A 13,571-nucleotide genomic window follows, 5' to 3' on the forward strand; every position below is an offset into this window, starting at 1 on the left:
AAGTTATACACCAATCAGGAATATGTTAAGGAAATGAAAGAAGATCAATCTTTAATTAGAAATGTTATTGGAAACACACCGAAATTAACACGCCCACCATATGAATCAATGCCTGGATTAAATGAATCACTCCGAAATGAAGTGGTCGGAAATAATTTAAAAGTATGGGATTGGACAATTGATTCTCTAGATTGGAAATACAATAAATTACCCGTTGATGTAGCAGCTGCAAAAATTGTTCAAAATGTCTTAGCAGGTGCGGTGTCTTCAAAGGAAATTGTTTTAATGCACGATATTCATCCACAATCTGTCGCGGCAGTTCCAGCAATTATAAAAGAATTAAAAGAAAAAGGGTATGAATTTGAAGCTTATGATGAGAATAATCATTTTCCAATAAACTTCTGGCATGATAACCGTATATAACGAGATTTGTATTAGTTATAAGAAAATATCAGAATGGAATAAGCAATTCATATGGGGGTTAAATATTTGTAAGAGCGTGTTTAGATAGATGAAAACACGCTCTTTTTACTGGACTATTTTTTCATTCATTCCTATATAAGCGTTGGATATTTCGTATGTTTGCCTAGAGTGAAAGGAGCTCATAAAAAAACGCCATTATTCACGTTCTTCTTCATATATTTGTACCGCAATTATTTTTTGTATGTGGTTAAAACTAGTTTTTAAGAAGCATATGCTTTAGCAACTGCAGAAATTCTTTATCACTTTTATCATCTTTTATGTAATCCTGTTCGTAGTTAAAAATCATTCGTACTAACATAAAAGCTGTAAGTGGTAATGGTACCTTGTGCAAAGCTCCTTGCTGATAACCTTTTTTGAGCAAATTACTTATCATTTTAATTGCTTCTTCTTCAGACTTTTTAAAACAAGCTGTAATTTCAGGTGAATGGTACTCTTTATATTCTTGAAAGAGTGTAGAAACAAACGGATCTTGATGATATTCTAGGCTGATATAATGAAGGATTTTTTGTATTCGAAGTAAAACATCTTTTTCCTCTTTATATAAATCAAACAATTGTGAACGTATAAGCTGAATATGACGCATATAGCAGTCACATAATATTTCAGTTTTATCTGTATAGTAATAATAAATAGTACCTTTACCAACTTTAGCTTTCTTTGCAATTTCATCAACCGTTGTGTTACGGACACCACGCGTAGAGAACAGTATTGTGGCAGATTGAATGATTTTCATTTTTTTATTTTCTTTTTCTAATTTGATCATTGTCTACACCCTATCCTTGAAATATTTAGCGAAGTTTTCTTTCATTACATTCTGTATCAGTCCATTTGTAATTTTTTAACTCCTAATAGAAAGTCCTCTATTTGCTTCTTATAGAATAACATACACCATTCTCATTTCTAGTATATAACTATAATAGAATGCAACTTTATAACTTAGGATAAAAATGAAAGTTTAAGGTAATAACTTTTTAATCGGAAGATGAGAATTCAAGTGAAAGGGGACAGTGATTTCTTTCTCGATTGAATTATTTGATTTTTTATTCAATTCGTTTTATTATATAAACATGACTAAAAGATGTTTTTAGTCGGATTTTTTTACGGAAAACCGACTGATATTTAATTTTAGTCGGTTTCTATACTATTTGAGAGAAGGTAGACACTATGTGTGGAATTGCAGGGTGGATAGACTGGTCTAAAGACCTGTCTCATGAACAAGAAACGTTAAAAAAAATGACAGATGCTATCACTCACCGAGGGCCTGATGCAGAGGGGCATTGGCTTTCAAAACGAGCAGCATTAGGTCATCGACGTCTCATCGTCATTGATCCTGAAGGTGGCCTTCAACCTATGTTGTATAAAGATGGAAATGATACGATTGGCCTTACGTTCAATGGAGAAATTTATAACTATCAAGAATTACGTAAAGAACTTGAGGGGAAAGGTCATGAATTTCAGACTAAGTCTGATACAGAGGTATTACTACATGCTTATTTAGAATGGCAAGAAGATTGTGTTCAACACTTAAATGGGATTTTTGCTTTTGGTATTTGGGATGAAAGATTTGGGAAATTGATGCTTGGTCGTGATCATCTAGGTGTGAAGCCTTTATTTTTCGCTCAAAGAGGAAGCACAATTCTCTTTGGTTCAGAGTTAAAAGTTTTGCTTTCGCATCCGCTTGTAAATGCAGAAGTAGATAAAGAAGGACTTTCTGAGGTATTTTGTCTTGGACCAACACGTACTCCTGGTCATGCGATTTTTAAGGATATACATGAAGTACGTGCGGGTCATTATATGACGTTTACCTCTAATGGTTCAAATACGACACAGTATTGGAAACTTGAAAGTAAAAAACATATAGATGATATTGATACGACAGTGGAGACAATCCGCTCCATTTTACAAGATACTGTTAAACGCCAGTTAATTGCTGATAGACCAGTGGTATCTATGCTTTCCGGAGGTTTAGATTCAAGTGGTCTAACAGGTTTAGCAGGAAATGAATTTGGGAATAAAGGGGAACGTCTTCATACATATTCCCTGAATTTCATCAATGATGAAAAAGACTTTGAGCAAGATTTCCTTCGTTTTGATCGTGATGAACCTTGGGTGAAACGTGTGGCTGAATATGTAGGAACAAAGCATCACTCTATAGAATTGGGATCAGATAGTTTAATAGAGAATTTATTAATTCCAATGCGAGCGCGTGATCTACCAGGAGTTGGAGAACTAGAAACGTCTCTTTATTTGCTATTTAAGGAAATGAAAAAAGACGCAACAGTTGCACTTTCAGGCGAATCCGCAGATGAAGTGTTCTCAGGATATCCATGGTTCCATCAAGAGAAGTTTTTAGATGCAGAGATATTCCCTTGGAGTGTTAATTTATGGTATAGTACAGAAATTTTATCAGAGGATTTTAAAGAAAAGATTAGCCCTGAAAAATATCAAAAACAAAAATTTGAAGATGCGGTTGCTGAGGTTCCTTTTTTAGAAGGTGAAAGTGATCTGCAAATGAAGCAACGTCAAATGTCTTACATGTTTATTACACGTTTCTTGCCATTTATGCTAGAACGAAAAGATCGTACAAGTATGATGAATGGCTTTGAAGTACGAGTTCCATTTTGCGATTACCGGCTTGTAGAATACTTATGGAATGTTCCATTCGAAATGAAAAGTATAGACAATATTGAAAAAGGTATTTTACGTCGAGCTTTTGAAAATATACTTCCAGATGATGTACTTTATCGCAAAAAAAGTGCATATCCAAGCACAAAGGATGCTTCTTATCTACAGGGTATTAGTGATTGGATGTTACATGTGTTGAACGATCCTCAATCACCTATTTTACCATTAATAAATGTAGAAAAAGTTCGTGCTATTGCAGAAGGAAAAGACGAAGTAATTTCAGGTAATGATGCACGAGGTATAATAGATTATTTACTTCAAGTTAATAGTTGGCTTCAGGAATATAATATTAAATTAGTGTGATAAATGTAATCTTCGAATAAAGAGGATAGATGAATCCTTAATGACCTAAGTGAACCGCATCTCCAATGTATTAGATAGTTATCTAACATTTGGAGATGCGGTTTTATTATCTTGATTTGCAATAACGCTAATCAGTTAGTAAATTAGAATTGAATAAGGGACATGGAAAGAACTAGGGGGAATAATATGAATTGGAGGTCCCACGTAAAGGAGAATACGATGAACCTTTTAATAAATATAGACAAAAAAGCTTATCCTTTAGCACTTAATGATAAGCTTTTTTATTATTTTTTTTATCGTTTTTTTGTTTTTGTGGTATTTGCTTCTCTTAGGTTGATAGCGATGTGGTGGTACTCCATCACTATCAATTTAAAAGAATGATTCCACTTTTTAAGAAAAAATTAATTTGTTTTGATTGAAAATAGATTATAAAGTTAATATTTAAATATAAAGAATTTGAATATTAATATGTTATCATTTGAATGATTCAGATATGGGCTACAAAGTTAATATTTGTAGCTGAGGTCGTTTATACATATGAAAAAATTAAATTATGAAAAGGCGGTATTTATTATGAAAGCAATTAAATTAGCAGGCTTAACAATTGCAGCAGGTTTACTATTGGCAGCGTGTGGTACTGAAGAAGCGAAAATAGAGCAAGATGTGAAGAAAGAGGAACAAAAAGAAAAAGTTAAAGCATTTCAGGCAGAAAAGCAGCAAGAAGATAGGAAAGTAACTGTGCAACAATCGACGGATAAGTCAAAACAGCATGAAAATGTAGCAAAAGAAACAGTTAAAGAAGAACAAAAAGCGGAGTCAACGCCTGTTGAACAACCGAAAGTCAGCGGGTTAAATGAGGCACAAGCACAAGAAAAAATGGAACAATCGATGACAGCACAAGGCCAGGGAGCGCGTAATAAAGATGTGAAATTAAGCCAATTAGGCATCCAAACAGCAAAGGATGGAATAAAGGTGGCTGCACAGGCGCAAGACGTCCATATTGAAGCAAAAGACAGTCTAACTCGAATTGTTGTTATCGTTCCAGCTGGAACAACGAAAGAAAGAGCACAACAAGTAGGCGATATAGCAGCGCGCCAAGTGGCAAGTTTTGGGGCTATGGGATTAAATGTAGATTTGAAAGCACCATCAAAAGACTATTTAGGGGAATATTGGGAAAATTTCTCTGGTGATATCGGTATCTATGACAGTAATGAAAAACAATTAGTACGTGGATCTATTTCCAAGTTAAATTCAACAAAAATTAAATGGTAAGAAAAACAAGGTCCCTACACAATGTGTGGGGATTTTTCCATAAAGAAAAAAACCTTAAGGGGTATCCGGACGACTCGAATTATTGTGTAGTAATGCATATTAATTATTAAAATTAACTATACAAATAATTTACTATATTTCCGTGTACTCTAGCTGATATAATGTGTAAGGGAATTATTGGCTAATTAGTAAGGCATATATGTTATATTAGGGGGGATACATAAGTAATGTTAGATGCTATTTTTGCAGTTGTAGAAATACTCTTCGGTTTTTTTGCATTTATAATAGCTTTATTTGCTTATCTCTTTTCAACAGGAGAAGAAAAGCAACAAGCAAAAGAGGAGCTAAAGGAACTTTCTAAAACTGCTCTCATCCCATTTGTGGTGTTTGTAATCGTAATATTATTTTTTGTTATTAAGGTGATTGATCATGATAATAAAGTTGAACAAGAACAACAAAGGCAACATGAAGAGAACTACCAACGTTACCATAATGATAGTAATTCTAATCTTGATAAAAGCCTGGAACAAGATATTAAATAATATAGATAAGAACCTCGCCATTTCCATAAGATGGCGAGGTTCTTACGCATAAAGAAAAGACACTCTAAGGTGCCTTTTCTAATAGTTTTTTAGCAGAAGCAACTGCATCCGATAATGATTAATAGTATAAAGAGTACAACGAGTAAGGCAAAGCCTCCAGCAAAACCGCAGCCTTCGCCGCAACTACCACCATATCCCATAATAATAGTTCCTACTTTAGATAAGAGAATAAAACTAGGGTTCATTCTACGGATGTTAATGGGTTCACTTTACCTTATGTTTTTACGTATGAATTGAGCAGGTCCTTTTGAAAATAAGGGAAAGATAAATTAATGTGTTTCCCTTAAACTTTGATAAATTACACATTTTCTAAAAATAAATTAATACATTATATTAATAAAATAATGTATTAATCCTAACAGAAGGGAGGATTAGCCATGCAATTAGCTTGTTTTAAAGTAGTAAATGGACAATACTCTTTAGTCGTAGAAGGTATCGAGATTCCTGCGCCAATTCCAGCGTTTGCTGCAGCTTTATTAATTGGTTTAGGAGTAATCCCGCTTTGTTCTTAATTTAAGGAATTCCAAATAGCTCTATCTTTCAATCGATAAACCCTTAAGTATATAAATGCTTGAGGGTTTTTTTATAATAAAAAAAGAAAAGACGCCATAAGGCGTCCCCACAATTAGGTAGATAAGACTTTAGTTTTCCAATCTAAAGAAATTTTGTATCAGTTCTTTGAAAGTATATCATAATATCCAGTTGATTTATTATGCATTATTACATATTTCTCTCAAACCTTGTAGTTTTTATTTGATAAAATAGAATCCTAATTTTACTAAAAATCAAATAAATATTTCTAAAAACCCTAAATATTTATAAGGGTAATAAAAGTGATACATTTAAGTTGCGAATTATAAAAAATATTAAAGGGGGAATAAAGAAGTATTAAAAAAACTTTTATAAGCGGTGGGCATTTATACAGGTTATATGAACCTGAATTTTGTTAAAAAGATACTGATTTAAGTGTAACTTTTCTGACTTGGACTAACGTAATTTTAATAATATGAATGTTGGAGGCAGATCCCAATAGGGGCATAATGAAACGAAATACCAATAGCGCTTTAGGTATCCTATCATGCAGTGAAATCTTATTATTTAAATGAATTATTTTACTGGATTAAAAGGATTGAAAAACGTATTTAAAATTGTAATACCTTTGCAGAGATAAAAAAGTTATTTGATTGAAGCATCTGTTAGTTAAAGTAAGTTTTTTGAAATCTTACTATTTTATGATGAATTCTGTAATGTAATGATATGGCGGCATTTGTCTATTGAGTTTTCAGAAGGATTTAAAGTCGTATATCTAAAAAAATGTAAACATATATATTTAAGAGAGAACTGAACTTCAAAGTATAACTATAAAATGTACTGGGTGTACTGACACATTTATTACTGGAAAACAAACTATTTAAGACCAGTGCTATCAGATACTACAATTGTACTGGTCACGTTAATTATTTCTCACTTGTAATAGCTTATAATAACAGGGGGAATTGTAGTGTTTTGATATGTATCTGTTTCACTATATTAACTATTATTTCATCGGGCTCCTTATTGAAATAATGGAGAATCATCATTTGTTTATTCTGATTTCTGGAAAAAGTTTAATGGTTTCATACTGAACAAACATACTTTTTAGGAAGAGGAGAGATTATTGATGGATAATCAATTACCATATCAACAGCGAAAAAGAGAAAAGGCACTCGTGATTGGAGCCGGTATTGCAGGTTTACTTACTGCACGCGTACTTTCCAGTTATTTTGAGACAGTGATAGTTGTTGAAAAAGATGAGTTACCTCAAAAACCATCTGAACGTCCAGGTACACCCCAAGACTTTCATCCTCATCGTGTATTACCACGAGGAGAAATAATTATGAACTGTTTCTTTCCTGGATATGTTGATAATTTATTAAATCTAGGGGCCCATAATGTCAAGAATGATAAAATGATTCGATTTTCTCCTTATGGTGCACTTGAACTAGTTATAGAACGAAAAGGTGCAGCGAGCAGTCGAGCATTGTTAGAATGGACAATCCGCCAACGTGTACAAAAAATTCCTAATGTACATTTTCATTCAAAGCAAGTGGTGACAGGACTTCTAACTTCGTCTGATCACAAGCGTATTATTGGGATCAATATTCAAGAACGAGATGAATTAAAAACAAAGAGAACAGTTTTAACTGATTTGGTAGTTGATACATGTGGCCGTCAATCTAAACTCAATAAATGGCTTACATCTATGGGATATGATGTTCCAGAACCAGAACGTTTAAAGGTGAATTTTGGATATAGCACGAGATATTATAAAGTACCCCCACATATCAAAGAGAAATTGAGTGCAATTTCTGAAGGAGATCCTGCTAAAAGCGTTGGTGCTGTAGGACTATTATATATTGAAGATAACATAGCTCAAGCGCTACTATTTGTTGCTGGAGGTACGCACTATCCACCAACCAATTCAAAAGAATATGAAAAAGAACTGGATTCATTAGTTACCCCTATGATGAGGGAGTTAATCAAAGAGTTAGATCCAATTAGTGTCCCAAGAGGATTTAGAGCGCATGAATCAACTCGTCAACATTTTGAACAAATGGAAAATTGGCCATCTGGATTATTAGTGTTAGGTGATGCTTTTTGTAACTTTGATCCCATTTATGGACAAGGGATGACCGTAGCCGCCATTGAAGCTGAAATGTTAGATACTTGTTTAAAAGAACATTCTACTCATAAACAAGGATTCGAACGCAAAGTGCTGCAACGTATGCAACAGGCTATTGAGCCGGCATGGTGGCTGAGTTCAATTGCGGATTTACGTTGGGAAGGTGTTGAACATGTAGGAGCAGTTCCACTAAAAGGTGTGAAATTTACACAGAAATATTTTGATTTATATCTTAAACAAGCTTTAAAGCAAGCAAGGGATGGTAATTCTACCATGCTCCAAAAATATATAATGATGAATGGGCTAGTTTATTCACCTCATGAAATCATTAACTCAGATATGTTAAGCATGTTAATCACTGAGGATGAGACTTTGGAAGGGAATGAACTTTTGAACGAACTTGGAGAAGTAGATAAGAGATCACTGCAAGAAAGAATACATGAACTAATCCCTTCCTTTACATTAGCTTTTGAGAATAGCATTCCAAATCTATTCTCTTCCATTTCAATTTCTAATGCCAAATGAGGAAAAGGTAGTACAAATCAATGAATATTTGTATTAGATATACTCTAATTTTGTATATTTTACGCACTATATCAAAAAAGAAACATAACCTCTTATTTTCTGCAGGTATATGTTTCTTTTTATCATTTTTTCCAAGAAGACTCCTTTCTCAAGGAGCGTGAAGGGTCACAGCCCAGTGAGTAGGTGGGAAAGGAGGTATCTTCTAATATATATTGGATGATACTTTTTTGATTTATGAACAAAAAGGCTATTGAAAGGGTCCTGATATGAATATCAAACCCTTTTCAATATGTATACTTATTTCACTGCCTCTTTTAATTCTTTTCCAGCCTTAAAAGCAGGTGCTTTTGAAGCCGCGATCTGCATTTCTTCACCTGTTTGTGGGTTACGTCCTGTACGTGCAGATCTTTCACGTACTTCAAATGTGCCAAAACCAAGAATCTGTACTTTTTCTCCATTTGCTAACGCATTTGTTATTGTATCTAATAACGCTTGTGTTGCTACAGCAGCATCTTTTTGTGTAAGTTCAGCTTTTTCTGCTACTACTTTTGTTAATTCTGTTTTATTCATTTTCTGCACCTCTTCATATGTAATTAGGTGACTATTATAACGTGTGATTACTCATGATGCAATTATACTGTACATAGGAAAAGCCATAGCAAGAGCTAGAGGACAATGTCTGTGTACAAGGCATAAGAAGGATATTAATTATCGCTTTAAACTCTGTTCATATTTCTTTACATCTTCCATGGTTTTAAATATTAACACATCAAAAATTCCTTTTTCATTCCCACATACGATAACAAAACCATCTGTTGCTTCCAAAACTCTACCGACACCACCATCTGTAAGTGTAATACTGGTGAGATGTTTTACGTTCAGTTTTTCTTCTTTTCGAATGTAGGTAGTTATGGGTGTTCCTACAGGAAATACGTCTGTGATCTCTTTTGTTGTATATGTGCCATCATCTACTGATTGAGTTTTAGTTGTAATAGAATCAGTTTGAGTGGCACATCCTGTTGAACATATTAAAAGAATCCCAGTAATCATACTTACACAAGCTGTTTTTACCATTCACAAAATCCTCCTATAACTGTTCGTATTGTCAACCCATTTAGGGTAACAAATTATATATACGAAGTTTGTTGGATTATATGAGTCGTAATTCAACAAAGATACAGGTATTTTGGCAGAATGTGTTTCAAGCAAAAGAAAAGACACCCAAAGGTGCCTTCCTGCGACTGGAACCATCGTAATATGGTATTGGGTGCCAACCCGATTATTATTTTACCACATTAAGTAATTTTGGTTGTTGAGAAATATAATTCAAATCTATATGTTGTTTACTTTTGCTTCGATAGCTTTTTTATAGTGGATTCTTCAATCTGTTCAGATTTACTTTTATTAACATCAATAAATTACTATCTTGCTAGAATAACAGATAAAGACCTAAAATGATTAGAGAAGTACAACAAAGCGATTAAGTTTTTAAAGGAATAAAAAGCAGCAACTTCTTTAGTAATAATTTTCTAGATTACTAGTTGTACAAAGGGACTACTTCTTGCAAATATTCAATGTTTCTCGTATAGAATTTTTAACAAAATGTAAAAAATAGCACACAATATGTTAAAGATTATATGCAAAATGTAAAAAATAGGATAAAATATTTATAGGAGGTGGAGGTAGTTGTTTGTCGTGCCGAAAAAGGTTGGACACAGCAAGATTTAGGAGAGAGAGTAGGTGCTAGTAGACAGACTATAGCTTCTATGGAAAGGAATAAATATAATCCCTCTTTAATTCTTGCATTTAAAATAGCCAAAGCTTTTGGAAAACCATTAGAGGAAGTTTTCGAATATAAGGAGGAATAAACAAATGGAATTTATAAAGTATGCTGTAATTGTTATTGTAGTTTTATCATGCTTAAGTGAATTATATATGTTTAAATTTCAAAAAAGCCAAGAGGCAAGAGATGAAAGAGGTTTAGAAATTCAGTATAAAACTACTAATTTTTTATATAATACTCTTTATCTAGGAATAGTTATATTATTTCTCCTTAACATACTTCAATATATTACAGCAGAGCAATTTGTGAATATTCTCTTATATTTCTTTATTTCTTTAGGGATAATAAAAGTTGCTTATTCATATTGGAGAAGGATCTATTAAATATAAAAAGAAATACTAAAAATAAGGGGTCATATTTTTAATATACTTGTTCCTGAATTAATAATAGATTAATTTCTGCGGAGGTATTAGTACTTAATATTAAGAGAAATTAGCCGCAGCTTTTTAATATAATTATAGATACGCCTATGTACTTAAAGAATAAATACAGAGTTTTTATAAGCTTGGAAAAATTGCAGTTTCAATTGAAACTGCAATTTTTAATTCATCCTTGCCATTATAGGGGAGGGAATTTGAAGTGTGCTAAGATAAAGTCATTTTAGTAAATTTGATTCATTTTAAAATAAGTTTAAATGAAGGAGACAATTTGCTAAATACACTATGTTGTTCATTTCCTTCTTGATTCATACCTGCCTGATAAGATGAAAATTCCTTATACGTTTTTCTTTTCCATTGCCATAAGCCATTAGTTTGATCGAAATCACCATAGTAATGATTGTAATCCAGTTTGTTTCCAGTGTTTTTATTAAAATTATTGCTGATAAAAATACGGCTATTACTTGCATAGATTTGGTTATTGGTAATTACATTGTTTCGGGTATCGTAATTTAATTCGATTTGGCCACTCTCTTGATCTTTTGTATCATTTTTATAAATCACATTGTTCGTAATCGTGTTATTTTCAGCATATCCTTGTTGACTATCATATCCACCAATTGTAATTCCACTCATGATATTATTGGATATTGTATTGTCTCTCACAGTAATTTGGCTTGCACTTTTTCCTGCATGTTCGCTAGCTACTTCAATACCGAGGTCATTTTCATAGCTTTGATTTTGCTCAATGATAATTTCCTTCCCACCATCCACGTAAATACCATCAGCTGAATATTCATTTATAATTATCAATCTCTATAATACATACCATATTTTTCTATACATTTAATTTCCGGTATAGTATGATAGTCAATAAGAATGTACGTTCGCATATTAAGAGGGAGGAGGAATAGTAATGATGGAAACAACTTTATTACTTATAGGGATTTATCTTTTAGGAAAACTTATCTTAGAAGATAGCCATTTTCGCAATGCGATTGCTAACATAATTAAAACTCCATTGATACTTGCAGGAATTAAATAATAGTTATATATCTTTAGAAATGTTCTGTTTATTTACTATTAGAATTATATATGATTTGAAATTCAATCTATTTTTAAAGGAGCTATTATAATGAGCAAAAATTTTATTATCTCTAAACAAAGTGATTTAGATGGTTTTACCTCTTTTAGTTGTTCATTATGTGGCGAAGAATTTAAACTTCAAACAGATGAAGTTCAAAAGAAAGATGTTATAGAATTGTTTTGTCCTAGCTGTGGTATCCCAAGTCCCCTTTCCACTTTTTATACAGACGACATTATAGAAAATGCTAAAATACTAGCAGCAAATGAAGTATCCAAAATGCTTAATGACATGTTTAAAGACTTGAAAAAGTCTACGAGAGGAAATAAATATGTTAAAGTAAAATCTAACTCTTCATTTCCCGTAAAGAAAGCAAGAACTTTGTATGAAAAAGACGAGCTAGACGAAATTGAATTTACTTGCTGTTCTAGAAAAGCAAAAACTTCAATATTAGCTAAATCTGGATCTTCGCCATTTTGTCCATATTGTGGGGTGAATTAATTTGGAAACAGTGATTCCTATTAAACAATTTAAATTATTATCTAGAGCATTTAGAAGAGTTTCTGGTGACTTACTGAATACAGAAGATAGACATGAAGCTATAAGGTTAGCCAAAAGGTTTATTTCTCACATAGAAAACGAGCCAATTATTTATGATTTTATACAAAAAAATCATACTCAAGACTACAACATTGAAGAAATAAGAGCATCCAAAAATTATAATCATAAATATGATATCCCTATAGAGATTGATGAAGAAATTAGCTTTATTTATCAACTTTTAAAATATGGTACCGAACATTTTACATCATATGAAGATTTAACAACTTATGGATATGCTTTCTATAAGGGATCAAAGTATTCAGACACGATAAGAGAGTTCAATCGTGAGGTAGTAAAACTTTTAGTAAATCATATTACAGATTATTTAGAGGGGATGGCAATCGAATTGGGTATTGACGAGAAACCAAATGCAAAGATACTAGTACAAGGGAATTTAGGACAATTAAACTATGCAGAGACAGGAAATATTGATGCTCACCAAACAATTAATCAAGGGGAAAATAATGATATTCAAAAAGTAGCTCAAGAATTAATACAATTGCTAAAAGAAACATCTATAGAGAACCCAGATGTTAAAGAGGATGCTTTAGATTTCGTTGAGGAAATAGCACAAAATGTAGAACAAGGTGAAACTGTAAAACCCTCTCTTCTTAGACGAGCAAAAGCGGCTTTAACTGACATTAACTCAATGGTTGATGATGGCTCCAAAGTTGCAACTAAGATTGGTCAATTTATTAGTTTAATGAGTGGATTTATTTCATAATTATAGTTTATTAAAGAATTCTTTTTTATTACTAAGAATCTAAAAAACAGTTCTAGTACAAACATGTATAATTTTAAAAAGCATCCCTGATGGGTGCTTTTTTCTTTGCTATGAAATAAGTATTCAATTCCAAATATCATTTTTCAGGAAGAGTCATCTGTAAAAAGTAAAACTAAGTTTACACCTCTTTATAATTTGTAAAATCCGTCGTTAAATAACCAAATAACCCCCCGTGATACTAGTATGTGTGCTTATTATCACTAGGTTCTACGAGTTTAACATTTTGTATGTTTTGTAAAACTCATTTTTTCTTTGTAACCTTTAAATATTTTAGAAAAGATGTCCCTTTTTAGAATGTTATTTATGTGTAGTTACTTATATTTATCATCTTGATATAATGGTAATGCT

At 32.3% G+C, this 13,571-nt stretch carries 14 protein-coding genes and 2 pseudogenes; 11 read left to right on the forward strand and 5 right to left on the reverse strand.

What is annotated here, in order from left to right; translation table 11 throughout:
• A pseudogene (locus tag I6L50_RS29725) lies at positions 1–423 on the forward strand (polysaccharide deacetylase family protein); the annotation flags it as partial.
• 253 nt (positions 424–676) lie between these two features.
• Here I6L50_RS29725 and I6L50_RS29730 read toward each other — a convergent pair.
• Positions 677–1,246 carry a TetR/AcrR family transcriptional regulator gene (locus I6L50_RS29730; protein WP_219303846.1) on the reverse strand — a complete coding sequence of 190 codons (570 nt, stop codon included), beginning with the start codon at positions 1,244–1,246 and terminating at the stop codon, positions 677–679.
• Between the two features lie 401 nt (positions 1,247–1,647).
• On the opposite strand from I6L50_RS29730, the gene asnB reads away from it, so the two are divergent.
• The 3 genes from asnB to I6L50_RS29745 all read left to right on the forward strand — a co-directional run bounded on the left by asnB (position 1,648) and on the right by I6L50_RS29745 (position 5,285).
• Entirely contained in the window at positions 1,648–3,471 is a 1,824-nt protein-coding gene (asnB, locus tag I6L50_RS29735) for an asparagine synthase (glutamine-hydrolyzing) (RefSeq protein ID WP_219303847.1), read from the forward strand.
• Positions 3,472–4,008: 537 nt separating this feature from the next.
• Positions 4,009–4,743: a DUF874 family protein gene (locus I6L50_RS29740; RefSeq protein WP_219303848.1), complete on the forward strand. Its 735-nt coding sequence runs from the start codon at positions 4,009–4,011 to the stop codon at positions 4,741–4,743.
• A 227-nt stretch (positions 4,744–4,970) separates the two neighbouring features.
• On the forward strand, positions 4,971–5,285 hold the full coding sequence (locus I6L50_RS29745; protein ID WP_002016778.1) for a hypothetical protein: 315 nt from the start codon (positions 4,971–4,973) through the stop codon (positions 5,283–5,285).
• An 89-nt stretch (positions 5,286–5,374) separates the two neighbouring features.
• Here the strand turns inward: I6L50_RS29745 and I6L50_RS29750 are convergent, their stop codons facing one another.
• Positions 5,375–5,485, reverse strand: coding sequence for a YjcZ family sporulation protein (locus I6L50_RS29750; RefSeq protein WP_000540371.1), 111 nt, complete (start codon positions 5,483–5,485; stop codon positions 5,375–5,377).
• Positions 5,486–5,722: 237 nt separating this feature from the next.
• On the opposite strand from I6L50_RS29750, the gene I6L50_RS35080 reads away from it, so the two are divergent.
• Both I6L50_RS35080 and I6L50_RS29755 read left to right on the forward strand, forming a co-directional pair.
• On the forward strand, positions 5,723–5,857 hold the full coding sequence (locus I6L50_RS35080; protein WP_257475428.1) for a hypothetical protein: 135 nt from the start codon (positions 5,723–5,725) through the stop codon (positions 5,855–5,857).
• 1,148 nt (positions 5,858–7,005) lie between these two features.
• A complete protein-coding gene (locus tag I6L50_RS29755) occupies positions 7,006–8,532 on the forward strand; it encodes an FAD-dependent oxidoreductase (protein WP_219303849.1) in 1,527 nt (508 codons plus the stop codon).
• Positions 8,533–8,829: 297 nt separating this feature from the next.
• On the opposite strand, the gene I6L50_RS29760 is transcribed toward I6L50_RS29755, so the two are convergent.
• Both I6L50_RS29760 and I6L50_RS29765 read right to left on the reverse strand, forming a co-directional pair.
• A complete protein-coding gene (locus I6L50_RS29760; RefSeq protein ID WP_001043951.1) occupies positions 8,830–9,102 on the reverse strand; it encodes an HU family DNA-binding protein in 273 nt (90 codons plus the stop codon).
• 138 nt (positions 9,103–9,240) lie between these two features.
• Positions 9,241–9,606 carry a hypothetical protein gene (locus I6L50_RS29765; protein ID WP_219303850.1) on the reverse strand — a complete coding sequence of 122 codons (366 nt, stop codon included), beginning with the start codon at positions 9,604–9,606 and terminating at the stop codon, positions 9,241–9,243.
• Positions 9,607–10,208: 602 nt separating this feature from the next.
• Between I6L50_RS29765 and I6L50_RS29770 the strand changes: the two genes are divergently transcribed.
• Together I6L50_RS29770 and I6L50_RS29775 are read left to right on the forward strand one after the other, a co-directional pair.
• Positions 10,209–10,400, forward strand: coding sequence for a helix-turn-helix transcriptional regulator (locus tag I6L50_RS29770; protein ID WP_219303851.1), 192 nt, complete (start codon positions 10,209–10,211; stop codon positions 10,398–10,400).
• Positions 10,401–10,404: 4 nt separating this feature from the next.
• Positions 10,405–10,698: a hypothetical protein gene (locus I6L50_RS29775; RefSeq protein ID WP_219303852.1), complete on the forward strand. Its 294-nt coding sequence runs from the start codon at positions 10,405–10,407 to the stop codon at positions 10,696–10,698.
• A gap of 291 nt (positions 10,699–10,989) precedes the next feature.
• On the opposite strand, the pseudogene I6L50_RS29780 reads toward I6L50_RS29775, so the two are convergent.
• Positions 10,990–11,553, reverse strand: a pseudogene (locus I6L50_RS29780) (right-handed parallel beta-helix repeat-containing protein); the annotation flags it as partial.
• 115 nt (positions 11,554–11,668) lie between these two features.
• Between I6L50_RS29780 and I6L50_RS35085 the strand changes: the two are divergent.
• From I6L50_RS35085 to I6L50_RS29790, 3 genes are all read left to right on the forward strand, one after another.
• Positions 11,669–11,797: a hypothetical protein gene (locus I6L50_RS35085; RefSeq protein WP_257475429.1), complete on the forward strand. Its 129-nt coding sequence runs from the start codon at positions 11,669–11,671 to the stop codon at positions 11,795–11,797.
• 90 nt (positions 11,798–11,887) lie between these two features.
• Positions 11,888–12,337 (forward strand): hypothetical protein, encoded by a 450-nt coding sequence (locus tag I6L50_RS29785; RefSeq protein WP_219303853.1) that lies wholly within the window; start codon positions 11,888–11,890, stop codon positions 12,335–12,337.
• Between the two features lie 10 nt (positions 12,338–12,347).
• Positions 12,348–13,163 (forward strand): hypothetical protein, encoded by an 816-nt coding sequence (locus I6L50_RS29790; protein ID WP_257475451.1) that lies wholly within the window; start codon positions 12,348–12,350, stop codon positions 13,161–13,163.
• Positions 13,164–13,571 lie beyond the last annotated feature (408 nt).

Source organism: Bacillus sp. FDAARGOS_1420 (genome assembly GCF_019344915.1).
In the GTDB taxonomy this organism is placed as follows: Bacteria; Bacillota; Bacilli; order Bacillales; family Bacillaceae_G; genus Bacillus_A; species Bacillus_A mycoides.

What these genes read in the sequence shown, in the direction of transcription:
- I6L50_RS29730 (WP_219303846.1), bottom strand. Translation starts at nt 1,246, where the DNA reads ATGATCAAATTAGAAAAAGAAAATAAAAAAATGAAAATCATTCAATCT.
- asnB (WP_219303847.1), top strand. Translation starts at nt 1,648, where the DNA reads ATGTGTGGAATTGCAGGGTGGATAGACTGGTCTAAAGACCTGTCTCAT.
- I6L50_RS29740 (WP_219303848.1), top strand. Translation starts at nt 4,009, where the DNA reads ATGAAAAAATTAAATTATGAAAAGGCGGTATTTATTATGAAAGCAATT.
- I6L50_RS29745 (WP_002016778.1), top strand. Translation starts at nt 4,971, where the DNA reads ATGTTAGATGCTATTTTTGCAGTTGTAGAAATACTCTTCGGTTTTTTT.
- I6L50_RS29750 (WP_000540371.1), bottom strand. Translation starts at nt 5,485, where the DNA reads ATGGGATATGGTGGTAGTTGCGGCGAAGGCTGCGGTTTTGCTGGAGGC.
- I6L50_RS35080 (WP_257475428.1), top strand. Translation starts at nt 5,723, where the DNA reads ATGCAATTAGCTTGTTTTAAAGTAGTAAATGGACAATACTCTTTAGTC.
- I6L50_RS29755 (WP_219303849.1), top strand. Translation starts at nt 7,006, where the DNA reads ATGGATAATCAATTACCATATCAACAGCGAAAAAGAGAAAAGGCACTC.
- I6L50_RS29760 (WP_001043951.1), bottom strand. Translation starts at nt 9,102, where the DNA reads ATGAATAAAACAGAATTAACAAAAGTAGTAGCAGAAAAAGCTGAACTT.
- I6L50_RS29765 (WP_219303850.1), bottom strand. Translation starts at nt 9,606, where the DNA reads ATGGTAAAAACAGCTTGTGTAAGTATGATTACTGGGATTCTTTTAATA.
- I6L50_RS29775 (WP_219303852.1), top strand. Translation starts at nt 10,405, where the DNA reads ATGGAATTTATAAAGTATGCTGTAATTGTTATTGTAGTTTTATCATGC.
- I6L50_RS35085 (WP_257475429.1), top strand. Translation starts at nt 11,669, where the DNA reads ATGATGGAAACAACTTTATTACTTATAGGGATTTATCTTTTAGGAAAA.
- I6L50_RS29785 (WP_219303853.1), top strand. Translation starts at nt 11,888, where the DNA reads ATGAGCAAAAATTTTATTATCTCTAAACAAAGTGATTTAGATGGTTTT.